At 73.2% G+C, this 14019-nt stretch carries 13 protein-coding genes; 8 read left to right on the forward strand and 5 right to left on the reverse strand.

Features of this window, described 5'->3' with window-relative positions; all coding sequences use genetic code 11:
- The first annotated feature begins 87 nt into the window (after positions 1 to 87).
- Entirely contained in the window at positions 88 to 1194 is a 1107-nt protein-coding gene (locus tag ABWV20_RS06200) for a DNA polymerase IV (RefSeq protein WP_353353956.1), read from the forward strand.
- Positions 1195 to 1299: 105 nt separating this feature from the next.
- Here ABWV20_RS06200 and ABWV20_RS06205 read toward each other — a convergent pair whose 3' ends face one another.
- Positions 1300 to 1590 carry a hypothetical protein gene (locus ABWV20_RS06205; RefSeq protein ID WP_353353957.1) on the reverse strand — a complete coding sequence of 97 codons (291 nt, stop codon included), beginning with the start codon at positions 1588 to 1590 and terminating at the stop codon, positions 1300 to 1302.
- Positions 1591 to 1594: 4 nt separating this feature from the next.
- Positions 1595 to 3736 (reverse strand): penicillin acylase family protein, encoded by a 2142-nt coding sequence (locus tag ABWV20_RS06210; protein ID WP_353353958.1) that lies wholly within the window; start codon positions 3734 to 3736, stop codon positions 1595 to 1597.
- Positions 3737 to 3800: 64 nt separating this feature from the next.
- Between ABWV20_RS06210 and ABWV20_RS06215 the strand changes: the two genes are divergently transcribed.
- From ABWV20_RS06215 to ABWV20_RS06225, 3 genes are all read left to right on the forward strand, one after another.
- Complete coding sequence (locus tag ABWV20_RS06215; protein WP_353353959.1) at positions 3801 to 4196, forward strand: DUF2237 family protein; 396 nt, start codon at positions 3801 to 3803, stop codon at positions 4194 to 4196.
- A 117-nt stretch (positions 4197 to 4313) separates the two neighbouring features.
- Positions 4314 to 4967, forward strand: a complete 654-nt coding sequence (locus ABWV20_RS06220) for a hypothetical protein (protein WP_353353960.1) — start codon at positions 4314 to 4316, stop codon at positions 4965 to 4967.
- Between the two features lie 83 nt (positions 4968 to 5050).
- A complete protein-coding gene (locus ABWV20_RS06225) occupies positions 5051 to 5485 on the forward strand; it encodes a CHRD domain-containing protein (protein WP_353353961.1) in 435 nt (144 codons plus the stop codon).
- Positions 5486 to 5573: 88 nt separating this feature from the next.
- Here ABWV20_RS06225 and pdxR read toward each other — a convergent pair whose 3' ends face one another.
- Positions 5574 to 7001 carry a MocR-like pyridoxine biosynthesis transcription factor PdxR gene (gene pdxR, locus ABWV20_RS06230; RefSeq protein ID WP_353353962.1) on the reverse strand — a complete coding sequence of 476 codons (1428 nt, stop codon included), beginning with the start codon at positions 6999 to 7001 and terminating at the stop codon, positions 5574 to 5576.
- Positions 7002 to 7081: 80 nt separating this feature from the next.
- Between pdxR and ABWV20_RS06235 the strand changes: the two genes are divergently transcribed.
- Both ABWV20_RS06235 and ABWV20_RS06240 read left to right on the forward strand, forming a co-directional pair.
- Positions 7082 to 8419: an amino acid permease gene (locus ABWV20_RS06235; RefSeq protein ID WP_353353963.1), complete on the forward strand. Its 1338-nt coding sequence runs from the start codon at positions 7082 to 7084 to the stop codon at positions 8417 to 8419.
- A 96-nt stretch (positions 8420 to 8515) separates the two neighbouring features.
- Complete coding sequence (locus tag ABWV20_RS06240) at positions 8516 to 9715, forward strand: exonuclease/endonuclease/phosphatase family protein (RefSeq protein ID WP_353353964.1); 1200 nt, start codon at positions 8516 to 8518, stop codon at positions 9713 to 9715.
- A 19-nt stretch (positions 9716 to 9734) separates the two neighbouring features.
- Here the strand turns inward: ABWV20_RS06240 and ABWV20_RS06245 are convergent, their stop codons facing one another.
- Positions 9735 to 11312, reverse strand: a complete 1578-nt coding sequence (locus tag ABWV20_RS06245) for a plasmid pRiA4b ORF-3 family protein (RefSeq protein WP_353353965.1) — start codon at positions 11310 to 11312, stop codon at positions 9735 to 9737.
- A gap of 69 nt (positions 11313 to 11381) precedes the next feature.
- Here ABWV20_RS06245 and ABWV20_RS06250 point away from each other — a divergent pair, with 69 nt between their 5' ends.
- On the forward strand, positions 11382 to 12392 hold the full coding sequence (locus tag ABWV20_RS06250; RefSeq protein WP_353353966.1) for a GTP pyrophosphokinase: 1011 nt from the start codon (positions 11382 to 11384) through the stop codon (positions 12390 to 12392).
- 47 nt (positions 12393 to 12439) lie between these two features.
- Here ABWV20_RS06250 and ABWV20_RS06255 read toward each other — a convergent pair whose 3' ends face one another.
- Positions 12440 to 12880 carry a DUF6069 family protein gene (locus tag ABWV20_RS06255; protein ID WP_353353967.1) on the reverse strand — a complete coding sequence of 147 codons (441 nt, stop codon included), beginning with the start codon at positions 12878 to 12880 and terminating at the stop codon, positions 12440 to 12442.
- A gap of 175 nt (positions 12881 to 13055) precedes the next feature.
- On the opposite strand from ABWV20_RS06255, the gene sigJ reads away from it, so the two are divergent.
- A complete protein-coding gene (sigJ, locus tag ABWV20_RS06260) occupies positions 13056 to 14012 on the forward strand; it encodes an RNA polymerase sigma factor SigJ (protein ID WP_353353968.1) in 957 nt (318 codons plus the stop codon).
- The last annotated feature ends 7 nt before the right edge of the window (positions 14013 to 14019 follow it).

The following is a 14019-nucleotide window of genomic DNA, read 5'->3' on the forward strand; positions in this document are numbered from 1 at the left end:
CCAGCAGCCGACCACTCCTCGAGTGTGCACCCGGTGCCGCGCCGGAGGTCGGTTGGGCACCCGGCGAGGTCAGCGGCATACGGCACCATGGTGAGCGTGACGGAGGGTCCGCGCCCGTGGGTGCTGCACGTCGACCTCGACCAGTTCATCGCTGCGGTCGAGGTGCTGCGGCGGCCCGAGCTCGCCGGCAAGCCGGTCATCGTCGGCGGCCGGGGTGACCCCACGGAGCGAGCGGTCGTGTCGACGGCGTCCTACGAGGCCCGGGAGTTCGGCGTCGGCTCAGGGATGCCGTTGCGGCTCGCGGCCCGGAAGGCACCTGACGCGATCATCCTGCCCGTCGACGCCGACGCCTACAACGCCGCCTCCGAGCAGGTCATGGCCACCCTGCGCGGCCTCCGGAGCGAGCATGGTCCCGTCGTGCTCGAGGTGCTCGGGTGGGACGAGGCGTTCCTCGGGGTGACCACCGCCGACCCGGAGGCCTTCGCCCGGCAGGCGATGGCGGCCGTGCTGGCGGCCACCGAACTGCACTCGTCCGTCGGCATCGGCGACACCAAGATCCGGGCCAAGATCGCCACCGGCTTCGGCAAGCCCCGAGGCGTCTTCCGGCTGACGAAGGACAACTGGATCGAGGTGATGGGCGACCGGCCGACCATCGACCTCTGGGGCGTCGGGTCGAAGATCTCCAAGCGCCTGGCCGCGTTGGGCATCGAGACCGTGCGGCAGCTCGCCGTTGCGGACGAGTCGGTCCTCGTCGCTGAGTTCGGGCCACGAATGGGGACCTGGTATCGCGAGCTCGGCCGCGGCCTGGGGTCAGCCGTGGTGGATGACACGCCATGGATCGCCCGCGGGCACAGTCGCGAGACGACCTACCAGCAGAACCTCACGACACCGGAGGAGATCCGGGAGGCGATCCGGGTGCTGGCCGAGCAGGCGCAGGCGGACACCGCGAAGGAGGGTCGGCCGGTCTTCCGAGTGACGTTGAAGGTGCGCTACGCGCCGTTCTTCACGCAGACGAAGGCGAGCAAGCTCAAGGCGCCGACCCACGACAGGGACGAGGTGGTCGCGGCCGCGGTGGCGCTGGCGGACAAGCTCGAGGCCGGCCGCGAGGTGCGGCTGCTCGGGGTGCGAGCCGAGATGGTCATGCCGGACGAGGGCGACCCCGTCGAGCGGACCCCGATCCGCGGCCGCCTCTGAATCGAGAGAGCAGTTCGCGACACACCCCCACGATCGAGAAGGCACTTCGCGACAGAGTCGGCGTCGCGAAGTGCTCTCTCGATTGAGGCGTGCTCCTCCGGCGGGTCAGTGGTCGCGGGGGCGCAGGCCCTCCCAGCGGGAGAGCCGCTCGGCGACCTCGCGCTCCTGCTCGGCGTGGCGGCGCGCGCGGTCCTGCTCGGCGGCAGCGGTCATGACACCGCGGTAGACCGAGACGACCGCCAGCGCGGTCACGGCGTAGGCGGCGATGGCCAGGGGCACTGCGCTGCTGCCGCCGCCGAAGGCTGACCGGAACAGATGCAGGAAGACGGCCGCCGCGCCGGCGACCGCGGCGACGACGAACCACACGATCGTCGTCCTCGTCACGCTGGAATGCACGGCGTCACTCTCGCACAGGCGGAGACTGGGTCGACAGGGCGCGTCCGGCCAACCACAGCGGGAGCTGGTCGGCGAAGTGCTCGTCACCCTCGACGCCGGATGCCCCCAGGGGAACGACCCACCGACTCGCGTCGCGGTCGGCCAGGTCCCAGACGTACCGGGCGGCCGGACCGACGTAGCAGCGGTCGGTGACGCCGGGGGCGCTGCCCGCGGCGAGGACGCAGCCCTTGTCGCCCGGCACGGGGTCGTCGGGTGCCGTCGGGGCCCCGCCGACGCCGTCCAGGGCATGGACCGGGTCGAACCAGTGCCGGTCGCCCCAGAGCGTGGCCGAGTCCGCTTGCCGCGCCACACGCTCCAGGGCCTCCGCGGCTCCGGACGCGACGTCGATCCCGTGGGCGGCGGCCCCTCGCGCCATCGAGTGCCACCCGATGCCGATCTGGAGCGGCACGGTCAGCCACGGCGTGAACAGCGTGGAGTGGCCGGTCGGCTCGTGCAGCGCGGCGAGCGCCGGGTGCTCGGAAAGCCACTGGACGAAGGCGTGCCGCCACTCGGCGAAGACCAGGGCGCCCCGGCTGCCCGGCTCGCTGCGCCCGTCCCACGCGAGGAGCTCGGCGCGCACGTCCGAGGCGGCACCGGAGACCGGGGAGGCGGACAGGTCGGACACGAGGCGCCGCATGAGCGGGACCTGTCCGTTGAGGGTGTCCATGTGGATGGCCAGGAAGTCGTCCGCGGTGAGCCCGAGCCGGTCGCCGACGAGGTCACGGATCCGGTCGGCGCGGAACGGGGACGCGTACTCGACCCCGAGACCGCCGCCGCTGCGGCGGTCGTTGGCGCTGACCATGACGTCGTCGACCTCAGTCGCGGGGGCACGCCGCCAGCCCACCCACTCGTGGCGGGGGTCCCAGGCGTCCACGGGCGCCTCGAGGTTCGCCGCGGCGCGGTCGGCGACGCGGCCGACGACGAGGTGACGAACCAGGCCGCTGCGGTCCGCGACGAGGGCGCTGTTGACCGGCTCTACCCAGTGCTCGAGTGCCGCGGTGACGTCGTCCACCGTCCGGGACCGCAGGAGCGGGAGGAAGGCGCCGAAGCCGAGGTCCAGCGACACCTGCGACGGGGTGCGCAGGCTGAAACAGTCCGGGCCCTGCCTTCCACGGGCGTTGCCCTCCGCCGCACGCGTCAGCGCCACCTCGAGCCCGTCCTCGAGCCCGTCGTCGAGCCCGTCCTCGAGGCCGGTCACGACGGGACCTCGGTCGGTGACCACGACGGGCACCTCGACCGAGCCTGCGCCGCGCACGGTGACGGTCTCGACCTGCGCCGTCGCGGCCGTCCACCCGTCGACGCCCCGGGCCTCGAGCGCGCCGCCCTCGCCACGCCTCAGCTGCTCGCGGGTCAGGTCCTGGTAGTCGGCCATCGCGTTGGTGATGCCCCAGGCCACGTCCCCGGTGTGCGCGAAGTGCTGGACGCCGGGCACCCCCGGGAAGGCGAAGCCGACGACGTCGAACTCATCGCAGGCGAGTCCCACCTGCTGGTAGCAGCCGGGCACCTCGAGGATCCGGTGCGGGTCGCCGGCGAGGAGCGGGAGTCCGCTCACCGTGCGATCCCCCGTGACGACCCACGCGTTGCTACCCGACTGCGTCACTCCCTCGGCGTGGAAGAGCGGCAGCCAGTCCCGTCCCAGCTGCCGCGCCACGTGGTCGTTGAACAGCTTCGCCGGGAACGTCCCGAAGAGCAGGTGGACCGCCCAGAAGATCCCGAGCGGTGTCCACGGCGCCCACGGGCGGGGCTGCTCGGCACGGTCCGCCAGGCCGAGCAGTCGCATCTCGGGAGCCCGCGCCAGGCCGAGGGGCAGGCCGTCGTTGACGCCGTCCACGTAGGCCGACACCCAGCTGCGCGTCTCCTCGTCGAGCGCCTCGTAGCAGGCCCGCACCGTCGCCTCGATCCGGACCTGGCGGGCGAAGCGGTCCCAGGGCAGGCCGTCCTCGCCCACGTGCTCCGCGGTGCGTCCCTCCATGCGCCACCGGAACCACTCGAGCTGCCAGCCGCGGTCCTCTGCGGTGACCTGCCCCTGGAGACGCGCGAGCTCGAGGACGGAACGGGCCCGGAGATGGGGGATGCCGTGGGAGTCGCGGACGACGTGACCAGTCATGCGGCACAGCATCACGGGCATCGGCCGTCGGCGTCCACGGGAATCCGGGCACTAGGTTTGGGTCATGGTCCGCGGAGAACGCAACGTCCTGGGCGGTGACCTGGCGGAGTGCAGCACTGATCCCGTCACGGGCTTCTACCGGGACGGATTCTGCACGGCCGGGCCGGAGGATCGGGGCAGCCACACCATCTGCGCCGTCGTCACGGCCGAGTTCCTCGAGCACCAGCGCAGCATCGGCAACGACCTCGGCACGCCGCGGCCCGACTGGCGGTTCCCGGGCCTGAGTCCCGGCGACCGCTGGTGCGTGGTCGCGACCCGCTGGCTCGAGTCGCACCAAGCGGGCTGCGCCGCACCGGTCGTCCTCGCCGCCACCCACGAGCGCGCCCTCGACGTCGTCCCGCTCCAGCTGCTCCAGGCGTATGCCGCTGACGTCCCCGACGACCCGAGCTCGTTGCTCTGACCGGCACGGTTTGAGAGCAATCTGACCAATTCTTCCCACAGCGGGCGCCGACGTTCGACAATCAGGTCGGCGCCCGTGCTGTCACATCCGTCCCCGAGCGGCGCCACCGGAGGGTCCATGCGAGTCGTCCGACTGCGCGGGACACGGATCGCCGCCGTGCTCCTCGTGGCCACCGCTGTGGCGGGTGTGGCGTCCTGCTCCGGGGAGAACCCGCAGGTGGAGCTGAGCCAGGCGGCACCCGGCTCGCGGGCGACACCCACGGTGACCGTGACGGTCCCGGCGTGGCGGACCGTCACGCAGACCCTCACGGCGACGACGACCATGGTGACCGCGACCACGGTGCCGGTGACGCCCACGGTGACGCTGACCCTTCCGCCGCGCCCGGTGGCCACCTCGACCACGCCGTTCAGCGAGGCGGCCGCACTGACGAGCTATGCCGCCCTGATCCGCGACATCACCGCGCTGGACCGGACGGGCGGCACCGGCACGGGCGCCGCGCTGCAGTTCGAGTCGCTGGCCCGGCACCTGACGACGATCGAGACGACGGGGGCTCCGCCGGGGCTGGACCCGCCGAGCTGGTTCGGCCGCGTCATCTCGCTGCGCCTCTTCGCCGACGCTGCCTCCGCCGAGGCGCTCGCCGGATCACCGCAGGCCCCTGCCCGCTTCGCCGTGATCCGCTCGGAGGTCGGTGTCCTCCTCGCCATGGTCAACGGCGCGCTGCGGACCAACCTCGCGCTGCCGCCGCCGTCTCCCCCGACGCCGGCGTCCTGACCGGCCGGCGCCCCCGGAGTGAACCGCGCGTGCCTGCCTGTCGTCTTCAGTCCCACCACCCGTTCACCTGGAGGGGACTGACCATGCATCGAACCCGTTACCTGGCCGCGGCCGCAGCGATGGCCGCAACCGCCACGCTCCTGGCGCCGGCTCCCGCCCTCGCCGAGGGCCGACCCTTCTCGACCGCGCTGACCGGTGCCGCCGAGCCCGGCGGTGGTGACCCGGACGGATCGGGAACCGCCCACGTCTGGGTCAACATCGGCCAGAGCCAGGTCTGCTACCACCTCGTCGTCGCCGACCTCGACCCGGTCATCGGCGCCCACATCCACAGCGCCCCTGCTGGTGTCAGCGGCCCGATCGTCGTGCCGCTCGCAGCCCCGGTCTCCGGGTCGTCCGAGGGCTGCGTCGACGTCGACCGGGACCTCGCGAAGGCGATCCTCAAGGCGCCGCAGGTCTTCTACGTCAACGTCCACACGACGGTCTACCCCGCCGGAGCGATTCGGGGCCAGCTCGGCTGACCCGCGGTCGATGTGATCGATCGGGGCAGATCCCGATCGATCACATCGACCGAACGACCAGGCCGTATGCCGCTGGGCCGGCCCCCGCTCACGGGCGCGGGAGCGCTCGGGCGAGCCGGCGAACGGCATCGGGGATGGCGGCGGCCTCGATGGTGCCGATGCCCATGACGAGTCCGGCTCGGGGTGGCTGCTCGAGGTAGCGCGGTGAGAGCGCCTCGAGCCGCACCCCGAACCGGGCGGCCGTGGCGGCGACCTCGCGGTCGTCGACGCCCTGGTCGACGAAGTGGGCGCAGACGTGCAGTCCCGCGACCGACGGCACGACCTCGAGGACGTCGTCGAGGGCCGCGAGATGCTCGAGGAGCCGCAGTCGGCGCTCGCGGTAGACGCGGCTGGCCCTGCGGACGTGCGCGGCGTGGTGCCCCTCGGCGATGAAGTCGGCGAGGGCCCCGTGGGTGACGACGTCGCCCTCCCAGATGCTGACCCGCTTCGCCTCGCGCAACGAGGGCTGGAGGGACAGCGGGGCGACGAGGTAGCCGACGCGCAGCGCAGGCAGGAGGGACTTCGAGAAGGTGCCGACGTAGACGACCCGGCCGTCGCGGTCGAGGCTCTGCAGCGGCTCGAGTGGGCGGTCGGAGAAGCGGTACTCGCTGTCGTAGTCGTCCTCGACGATCACGGCCCGGTGCTCGACGGCCCAGCGGAGCAGCGCAGCCCGCCGGGCGAGGGACATGGCGACCCCGGTGGGGAACTGGTGCGACGGGGTCACATAGACGAGGCGCGCGTCGTCGGGGAGGGCCTCGACCACGAGGCCGTCACGGTCGACCGGCACCCCGCGGACCACGGCCCGGTGCGTCTGGAGCAGCCGTTGCGCGGCTGTGTAACCGGGGTCCTCCACCGCGACGACGGTGCCCGGCTCGACGAGCACCCGGGCGATGAGGTCGAGCGCCTGCTGTGCGCCGAGGGTGACGACGACGTCGTCCCCCGAGGCGACCACCGACCTGGCCAGGCCGAGGTGTCGGGCGATCTCCTCGCGGAGCCGGCGGTGCCCGCGGCCGACGTAGGTGAGGTCCTCGAGCCGCGAGCGCCGCAGCTGCGTGGAGACGAGGCGCCGCCACACCTCCAGCGGGAACAGCCGGTGGTCGGGGAGGCCGGGATAGAGGTCGTGGGCGCGCCCCTCGGGGGTCGGCGCGGGCTCCGGGGCCGGCTCGAGCCAGAGGTCGACCGGTTGGACGGCCCCGGCCCGGGCCCGCCGCGCGCGCTCCTCAGCCCCCGACGCGAGCGCCACCTCGGTGACGTAGGTCCCCGATCCGGTGCGGCTCTCGAGGAACCCCTCCGCCACGAGACGGTCGTAGGCGGAGGTCACCGTGCCCCGGGCGACCCCGAGCTGCGCGGCGAGGTCGCGCGTCGCCGGCACGCGGTCGCCCCTGGCGAGGCGGCCGTCGAGGATCGCTTCGCGCAGCGCCACGTAGATCCGCGCCGTCCGGTCCCCCGGCGCGTCGAGGCTGACGTGGAGGTCCATCGGATCAGCCTAGATCGGCCCAGCCGACTCGGCGGAAACCGGACCTGCCCGGCGGTCCACATCCACTCGACGATTGACGCATGGCACTCTCCACGCGTGCGGCCACGGCAGCGGCGACCTCGACACCCAGCACCTCGGACACGACGTCCGCCACGCCCGGTGGCCACGGTCGGCTCACGGTCGCGCAGGGTGCCGCGCTGTCGGTCGGTGCCGTGCTCGGCACCGGCGTCATCACGTTGCCTGCGCTGGCCGCCGAGGTCGCCGGCCCGGCCTCCCTCGTCGCGTGGGCCGCTCTCGTGCTGCTGTCCATCCCCCTCGCGGCCACCTTCGCTGCGCTCGGCGCCCGATTTCCGGACACCGGAGGCGTGTCGACGTACGTCCGGCGCGCGTTCGGTGACCGCGCGGCGGGGGCGGTCGGCTGGTGCTTCTACTTCGCCGTACCGGTGGGAGCGCCGCCGGCGTCGATGATGGCGGGCAGCTACGTCGCCGACGTGGTGGGCGGCGGTCGGGCGACGACCCTGACCGTGGCAGCGGTCCTCATCCTCGGCACGGGGGCGATGAACGCCGCCGGGCTCCGCCTCTCCGGGAGGGTGCAGCTGGCCCTCGCCACCACCCTCGCCCTGCTCATGGTCGTCACGATCTCCGTGTCCCTGCCCCGGGGCGACCGGGCGCACCTGACGCCGTTCGCCCCCGAGGGGTGGGGCGCCGTCGGAACGGCCGCAGCCGTCCTCGTGTGGGGCTTCGCCGGCTGGGAGGCGGTCGCGCCCCTCTCCGGTGAGTACCGCAACCCGCGACGCGACGTGCCCCGCGCGGCGGGGATCGCCGTCACGGTCGTCGGGGTGCTCTATCTCGGGCTCGCGGCGACGAGCGTCCTCGTGCTCGGCCCGGCCACCGGGACGAGCAAGGCGCCGCTGTCCGACCTGCTCGCCGTCGCGGTCGGCGACGGTGCCCGGGTCGTCACCGCGGTCGCCGCGGTGATGCTGACGCTCGGCGCGATGAACGCGTACTTCGCCGGTGGCTCCCGGCTCGGCGCCGCGCTGGCCCGCGACGGGGCGCTCCCGGCCGTGCTGGCCAAGGGCAGCGCCGCGGGCGAGGTGCCCCGCCGCAGCCTGGGCCTGCTCACGCTCGGCGCCGGCCTCTCGCTCCTCGTCACCGGAGTGCTCGACCTCGGGCTGACCCCGCTCATGCTCCTCGCGACCGGCTGCTTCACCCTCGTCTACGTCATGGGGACGGGCGCTGCCCTGCGGCTCCTCCCCCGTCTCAGCCTCGGCTGGTGGACTGCAGCCACCGCCTTCGTGGCGACGCTCGGACTCCTCGTCGTCACCGGCGTCCACACCCTGTGGGCCCTCGGCATCGTCGGGGCCTCGCTCGTCCACCAAGCCCGCCGACGCGCCCCCGGCACGAGCGGCGCCCGCTGAGCCCAGCGGCATACGGCCTCGGGTTGTGGCGAAACCGTTGCATCATGCCCCTGCGAGGAGCAGGCTCGCCCTCACCGACTCAATGGGGAGGACCACATGCACGTCTCACGGATTCGCGCGGGCCTGGCGGCGGCGGTGGGGGCGCTGGTCGCGCTCCCGCTGCTCGTCGCGCCGGCCCAGGCCACCGACGGCGCAGCCGACCGGGCCGGTGCCCGGCCGAGCAGGCCGCTGACGGTGATGACCCGCAACATCTACCTGGGCGCCGACATCAACCGCCCCGTCCTGGCGGCGCAGCGGGCGGCAGCGCAGGACGGCGCCACGCAGCAGTCGATCATCACGGCCCTCGCGGTCGCGACCGACGCCACGCGCCGCATCGTCGACCAGACCAACTTCCCGGTGCGCTCCAAGCTGCTCGCGAGCGAGATCGCCGACGCCGAGCCCGACTTCGTCGGCCTCCAGGAGGTGGCCCTGTGGCGGTCCGGGCCGTTCAACCCCGCGGCGATCGCCCACCCGAGCGCGACCACGGTCGACTACGACTTCCTCCAGCTCCTCCTCGACGACCTGGAGTCGCTCGGCGCAGAGTACGACGCGGTCAACATCGGCACCCGCGCCGACGTCGAGGCGCCCGCCTTCACCCCGACCGGCCAGAACCTGCGCAACGTCCGGCTGACCATGCACGACGTCATCCTCAAGAAGGCCGACAACTCCTTCCGGGTCACGGCGAAGGGCGACCAGATCTTCGACGCCAACCTGCCCGTGTCGATCGCCGGCATCCAGCTCAACTTCTCGCGGGGCTACCAGTGGGTCGACGTCCTCGCCGGGAAGCGGCAGCTCCGCTTCGTCAACAGCCACTTCGAGGCGTTCAGCTCGACGCTCGCGCTGCTCCAGGCGCAGCAGACGGTGGCCGAGGCGACCGCCGGCGACCGGACCACCGTGTTCGTCTGCGACTGCAACTCCGACCCGCTCGACGACTCCGTGAAGCCGAACGACAACAACGTCCAGCACAACGACCCGTACGAGCTCATCACCGGGCCGGGCGGCTACACCGACCAGTGGCTCGAGTGGGCACCGGCCGAGGAGGGCTGGACCTCCGGCCTGTCCGAGCTCGTCGACGACGAGACCCCCGTCGGCATCGACCACCGGATCGACATGGTCTTCTCGCACACCCTCGACGGCGACCCGCTCGAGGTCGACCACGGGTTCATCACCGGTGACGAGGTCGCCGACCGCGACCCGCTGACCGGGCTGTGGCCGTCCGACCACGCGGGCGTCGTCCTCCGCCTCCGCGGCTGGTGAGTGACCGGCTCGGGGGCCGTCACTCCATCCGGCGCAGGACCGCGCGAGCCAGGCGGCGGGTCACGTCGGCTGCCTCGGCCGGCTCGATCCCCGCACCGCGGACCATCTGCTTGACGGCGTACATCGTCTCCCAGATGGCCCCTGAGACGTGGCGGTCCTCGAGCGGGTAGCCCTCGCCGTCGCGCCAGCCGGCCACCGAGAGCAGGTCGGCGACTGCAGCGATGTCCTCGTCGCTGGTCGACGCCCGCCTGTCCGTGCTCGGATGGTGCACCGACGCCACGAGCCAGAGGGCGCTCGCGAGCCGATCGAACTGCTCCCCCTCACGGGCGAGCTGCGTCAGGACCACGTCGAGCAGGGCCGGGGGATCGTCACGGAGGCGACGCCCCTTGGCGGTGGGTAGCAGGCGTCCCTTGAGCCGGCGCACGAGACCGGCGCGGCGGGCGCGGTCCCGCAGGTCCCCGACCGGCGGGGTGAGGTCCTCGCGGTTGCCCGCCCCGATCCAGTCCTCGGCCAGCCGGGCCTCGGCGAAGATCCGGGAGACCACGCGCGGCGGCAGGTAGCCCGCCGCGGTCAGGGTGATCCCGTCGCCGACGGCGTCGAGCAGGACTCGGTAGCCGGTCGTCAGGGCGAGGGCCTCGGCGTCGGTGAACGTCGCGGGCTCGGCCCACGCGGGGGCTGCGAGCCAGTCGTCGAGCTCGAATCGCGCCGGCCGCGAGAGGCGCCCGATGAGCTGCCGGACGGTGGGGGGCAGCTGGGCCAGGGCTGTGTCGAGGTCCCGCGGGGCGAGCCGGGCCAACGCTGCGTTGACCTCGTCGACGTCGAAGTGGTCGGGATCCCAGCCGTCGGGCAGCCACCCCTCCATCTCCTCGCCGGAGAGCCCGTTGTCGAAGGTGTGCCGTCGGTTGCGTCCGCGCCGCACCCACTCGGCGGCCTCCTCGTAGCCGGGGACGCCGCCGACGTCCTCGGGCGGGCAGGCTCGCTCGCCCCCGAGACAGACGAGCGGGTATGCCGCTGGGCTCGCTCCCGGGTCGGCGCTCGCCGCCGGGTCGGCCGGGTCGGGGAGCGGGTCGACCTGCTCGAGGGTGATGGTGTGGGTCCAGCCGTCGCCGAGGTCGTACTCGTAGGTGAGCCGGTCGCCGGGCTCACGGAGGACCTGGTCGAGACGCGCGTCGGTCTCCGGTGTGCCTGCGTCTCCCTCCGACTGGTCGAAGTCCGTGACGAAGTAGGGCCCCGAGTGGGCCGGACCGAGGCTGAACCGGTGCAGGTGGGACTCACTCCAGCCCATCGCCTGCTGCAGGGCGTCGTGCACCTCACCCAGGTGGAGCGCGCCCGGGACGCAGAGCCGTCTCCAGACCTGCGGCTCCGTGTCGTCGAGGGCCACCCTGATGGTGAGCAGGACGGGTTGGCGCGGGGGCGCGGGGAGCTCGATGGGAGGGTTCCGATCGCCGAAGGCCTCGAGCCCGCTCGTCCCGAGTGCCTGGCCGACGGTGTCGGTCATCATCGACTCGGCCAACGTCATCACCTGGTCGGCGCTGAGCGACTCGACCCACGCCTTGATCTCGGCGGGCGTGCGCGGCCCGTCGGGTGGTTGCGTCATCTCGCTCCTTCCTGCGGTCTGCAGCACCGACGCTACTGGGCCCCGGACGGGCAGGGCAGGATGGTGGGCATGTCGAGGCGCAGTGATCACCAGGCGGTCGCCGAGCGGGCCGCCGCGGAGTACCGGGAGCGCTACCCGCGGCTCGTCGAGGCCACCGGACTCTACGTCGAGATGGTCCAGGCGCTGCTCGACGACGCCGGCATCAACTACCTCAGCGTGTCGGGGCGGACCAAGTCCGTCGCATCCTTCAGGGGCAAGGCCGAGCGAATGGCTGACGGCGTCCCCCTGCACCCCAACCCGATCGAGGACATCACCGACGCGATCGGCGTCCGGGTGATCACCTACGTGCAGGCCGACGTCACGGCTGTCGCGGACCTGCTCGCCCAGGAGCTCGCGGTGCTCGACGACCGGGACCTCGGGCTCGAGACGGCCCGGGCGGGTCGGTGGGGATACGCGAGCCGGCACCTGCTCGTCGCCGTCGATGCGAGCCGGACCGTGCCGGCGACCTACGAGCCGTTGCGCCGACTGAGCGCCTCGGTGCAGATCCGGACGGTGCTCCAGCACGCGTGGGCGGAGTTCGAGCACGACATCCGCTACAAGGGGACGGTGCCCGAGGAGCATGCGTCCGACCTCGACCGGCGATTCACGCTGGCGGCTGGCCTGCTCGAGCTCGCCGACCGGGAGTTCGCGGCGATCCGCGACCGCCTGCAGGTCGCCATCCCCGCCGAGCCGCAGGAGGGCCAGCCTCCCGCAGAGGCGCAGATCGGCTCCCAGGACCTCGCCAAGTTCCTCGCCGGCAAGTACGCCGACGCCGGGTGGTCCCGCACCGACCACTACGCCTGGATCTCCGGGCTGCTCCGTGAGCTCGACATCACCGACGTCGAGTCGCTGGACCAGGTGCTCGCTCCCGTCGACACCGCGCTCATCACCGCGCGGATGGGCTACAAGTACCCGCCCGGCGCGGTGCGGCACCTCGACGACGCGCTCCTCGCGGCGTTCGGGAGCCGGTATGTGGAGCTCGAGGGGAACGCCCACCGGAGGGCCGGGCTCGAGTCGCGGCTGGCGAAGCTGCGCGCCTGACTCGCCAGCCGGGCCCGCGGCGCCGGGGCAGCACGAGAGTGCGCGGCTCAGCGGCCGCGTCCCCGGGTGGCCGTGAAGAGGAACACTGCCCCCGTCACGAGGTGCATCGAGGCGAGCAGGGCTGCGCTCGAGCCCTCGTACGCAGTCGTCAGGGGACCGATCACGGACAGCGCGGCGAACGCGGCCGCAGCCACCAGCAGTCGCGCCGCCCATCGGGGCGATCGCCGCGCTGCCCGGGTGAGCAGCCAGGACCCCAGGCCGAACATGACCACCGTGGCGAGGACGATCGCGGCCAGGCCGACGGTCAGGTCGCTGTCGGTCATCGGTGGCCTCGTCCGGAAGGACACGTCCGCGGCGCGTCCCGCGAGCCAGAGTCCCGCGTTGACGAGGGCGGCGATGCCCGCCCCGGCCGCGATGACCGTCCGGGCGGACCGCCCCGGCGCGGGGGACGCGAGGTGGCCGGTGCCGGACGTGGATGTGGTGCTCATGTCGGACCTCCCTGGGTCGGGTCATGATTGGTGGTGTTGCTCCTGCCGGGCCGTCCCGGCCTGTCCCCCTCCCGACGAGGCAGGCCCTGCGGATGTCAGGCGTCGATCTGACATTCGCGCCGGCTGTCTCGTCGGACGGGTGAGGAGCGACGCCGAGCGGGGAGAGCCGTGCGAGATGACGACCACACCTGAGACCAGCGGGCCGGGTCCGGGCCGGGGTCCGGGCGGGGGTCCGGACGCGGACCTCCCCGGCCTGCTCGATGAGCGGCGCCAGCTGGTCAACCTCGCCTACCGGCTGCTCGGCTCCTTCGCCGACGCGGAGGACGTCGTCCAGGAGACCTACGCCCGGTGGTATGCCATGCGGGCGCCGGACCGCGAAGCGATCGAGTCACCGGGCGCGTGGTTGATGAAGGTCGCCAGCCGGATCTGCCTCGACGAGCTGCGGTCCGCCCGGCACCGGCGGGAACGCTACGTCGGGGAGTGGATCCCCGAGCCCCTCCCCGACCGGGCCGAGTGGGCGGACCCGCGCGGCCCGGCCCAACCGGCGGACCCGGCCGACCGGGTCACGCTCGACGAGTCGGTCAACATGGCCTTCCTCGTCCTGCTCGACTCGATGACCCCGGCGGAGCGAGTGGCGTTCATCCTCCATGACGTCTTCGGCTACCCCTTCGGCGAGGTGGCCGACATCGTCGGCCGGACACCTGCGGCGTGTCGTCAGCTCGCATCGTCGGCCCGAGCTCGCCTCCGGGCAGCGCAGGCGCCGGCGGCGTCGATGGCCGGACAGGCTGCCATCGTGAGGGAGTTCAAGAGGGCCTGGGAGGCCCGGGACATCCCCGCTCTCCTCGGCATCCTCGACCCGTCGGCCATCGCGATCGCCGACGGCGGTGGACGGGTGTCAGCCGAGCTCCGGCCGATCGAGGGCCGCGAGCAGGTCGCCCGGACCGTCCTCGACCTGGCGCAGCACGTGCCGGGTCTCGCCCTCGTCGAGCGCACCGTCAACGGGGCGCCCGGCCTGGTTCTCGAGCAGGACGGCGCGGTCGTGACGGTGATGGCCTTCGAGGTCGCGGGCCACCGCATCCGGCACATCTGGGCGGTGCGCAACCCGGACAAGCTGCGGCCCTGGACGAGGTGAGCCGCGG

Source organism: Intrasporangium sp. DVR (assembly GCF_040365325.1).
In the GTDB taxonomy this organism is placed as follows: domain Bacteria; phylum Actinomycetota; class Actinomycetes; order Actinomycetales; family Dermatophilaceae; genus Intrasporangium.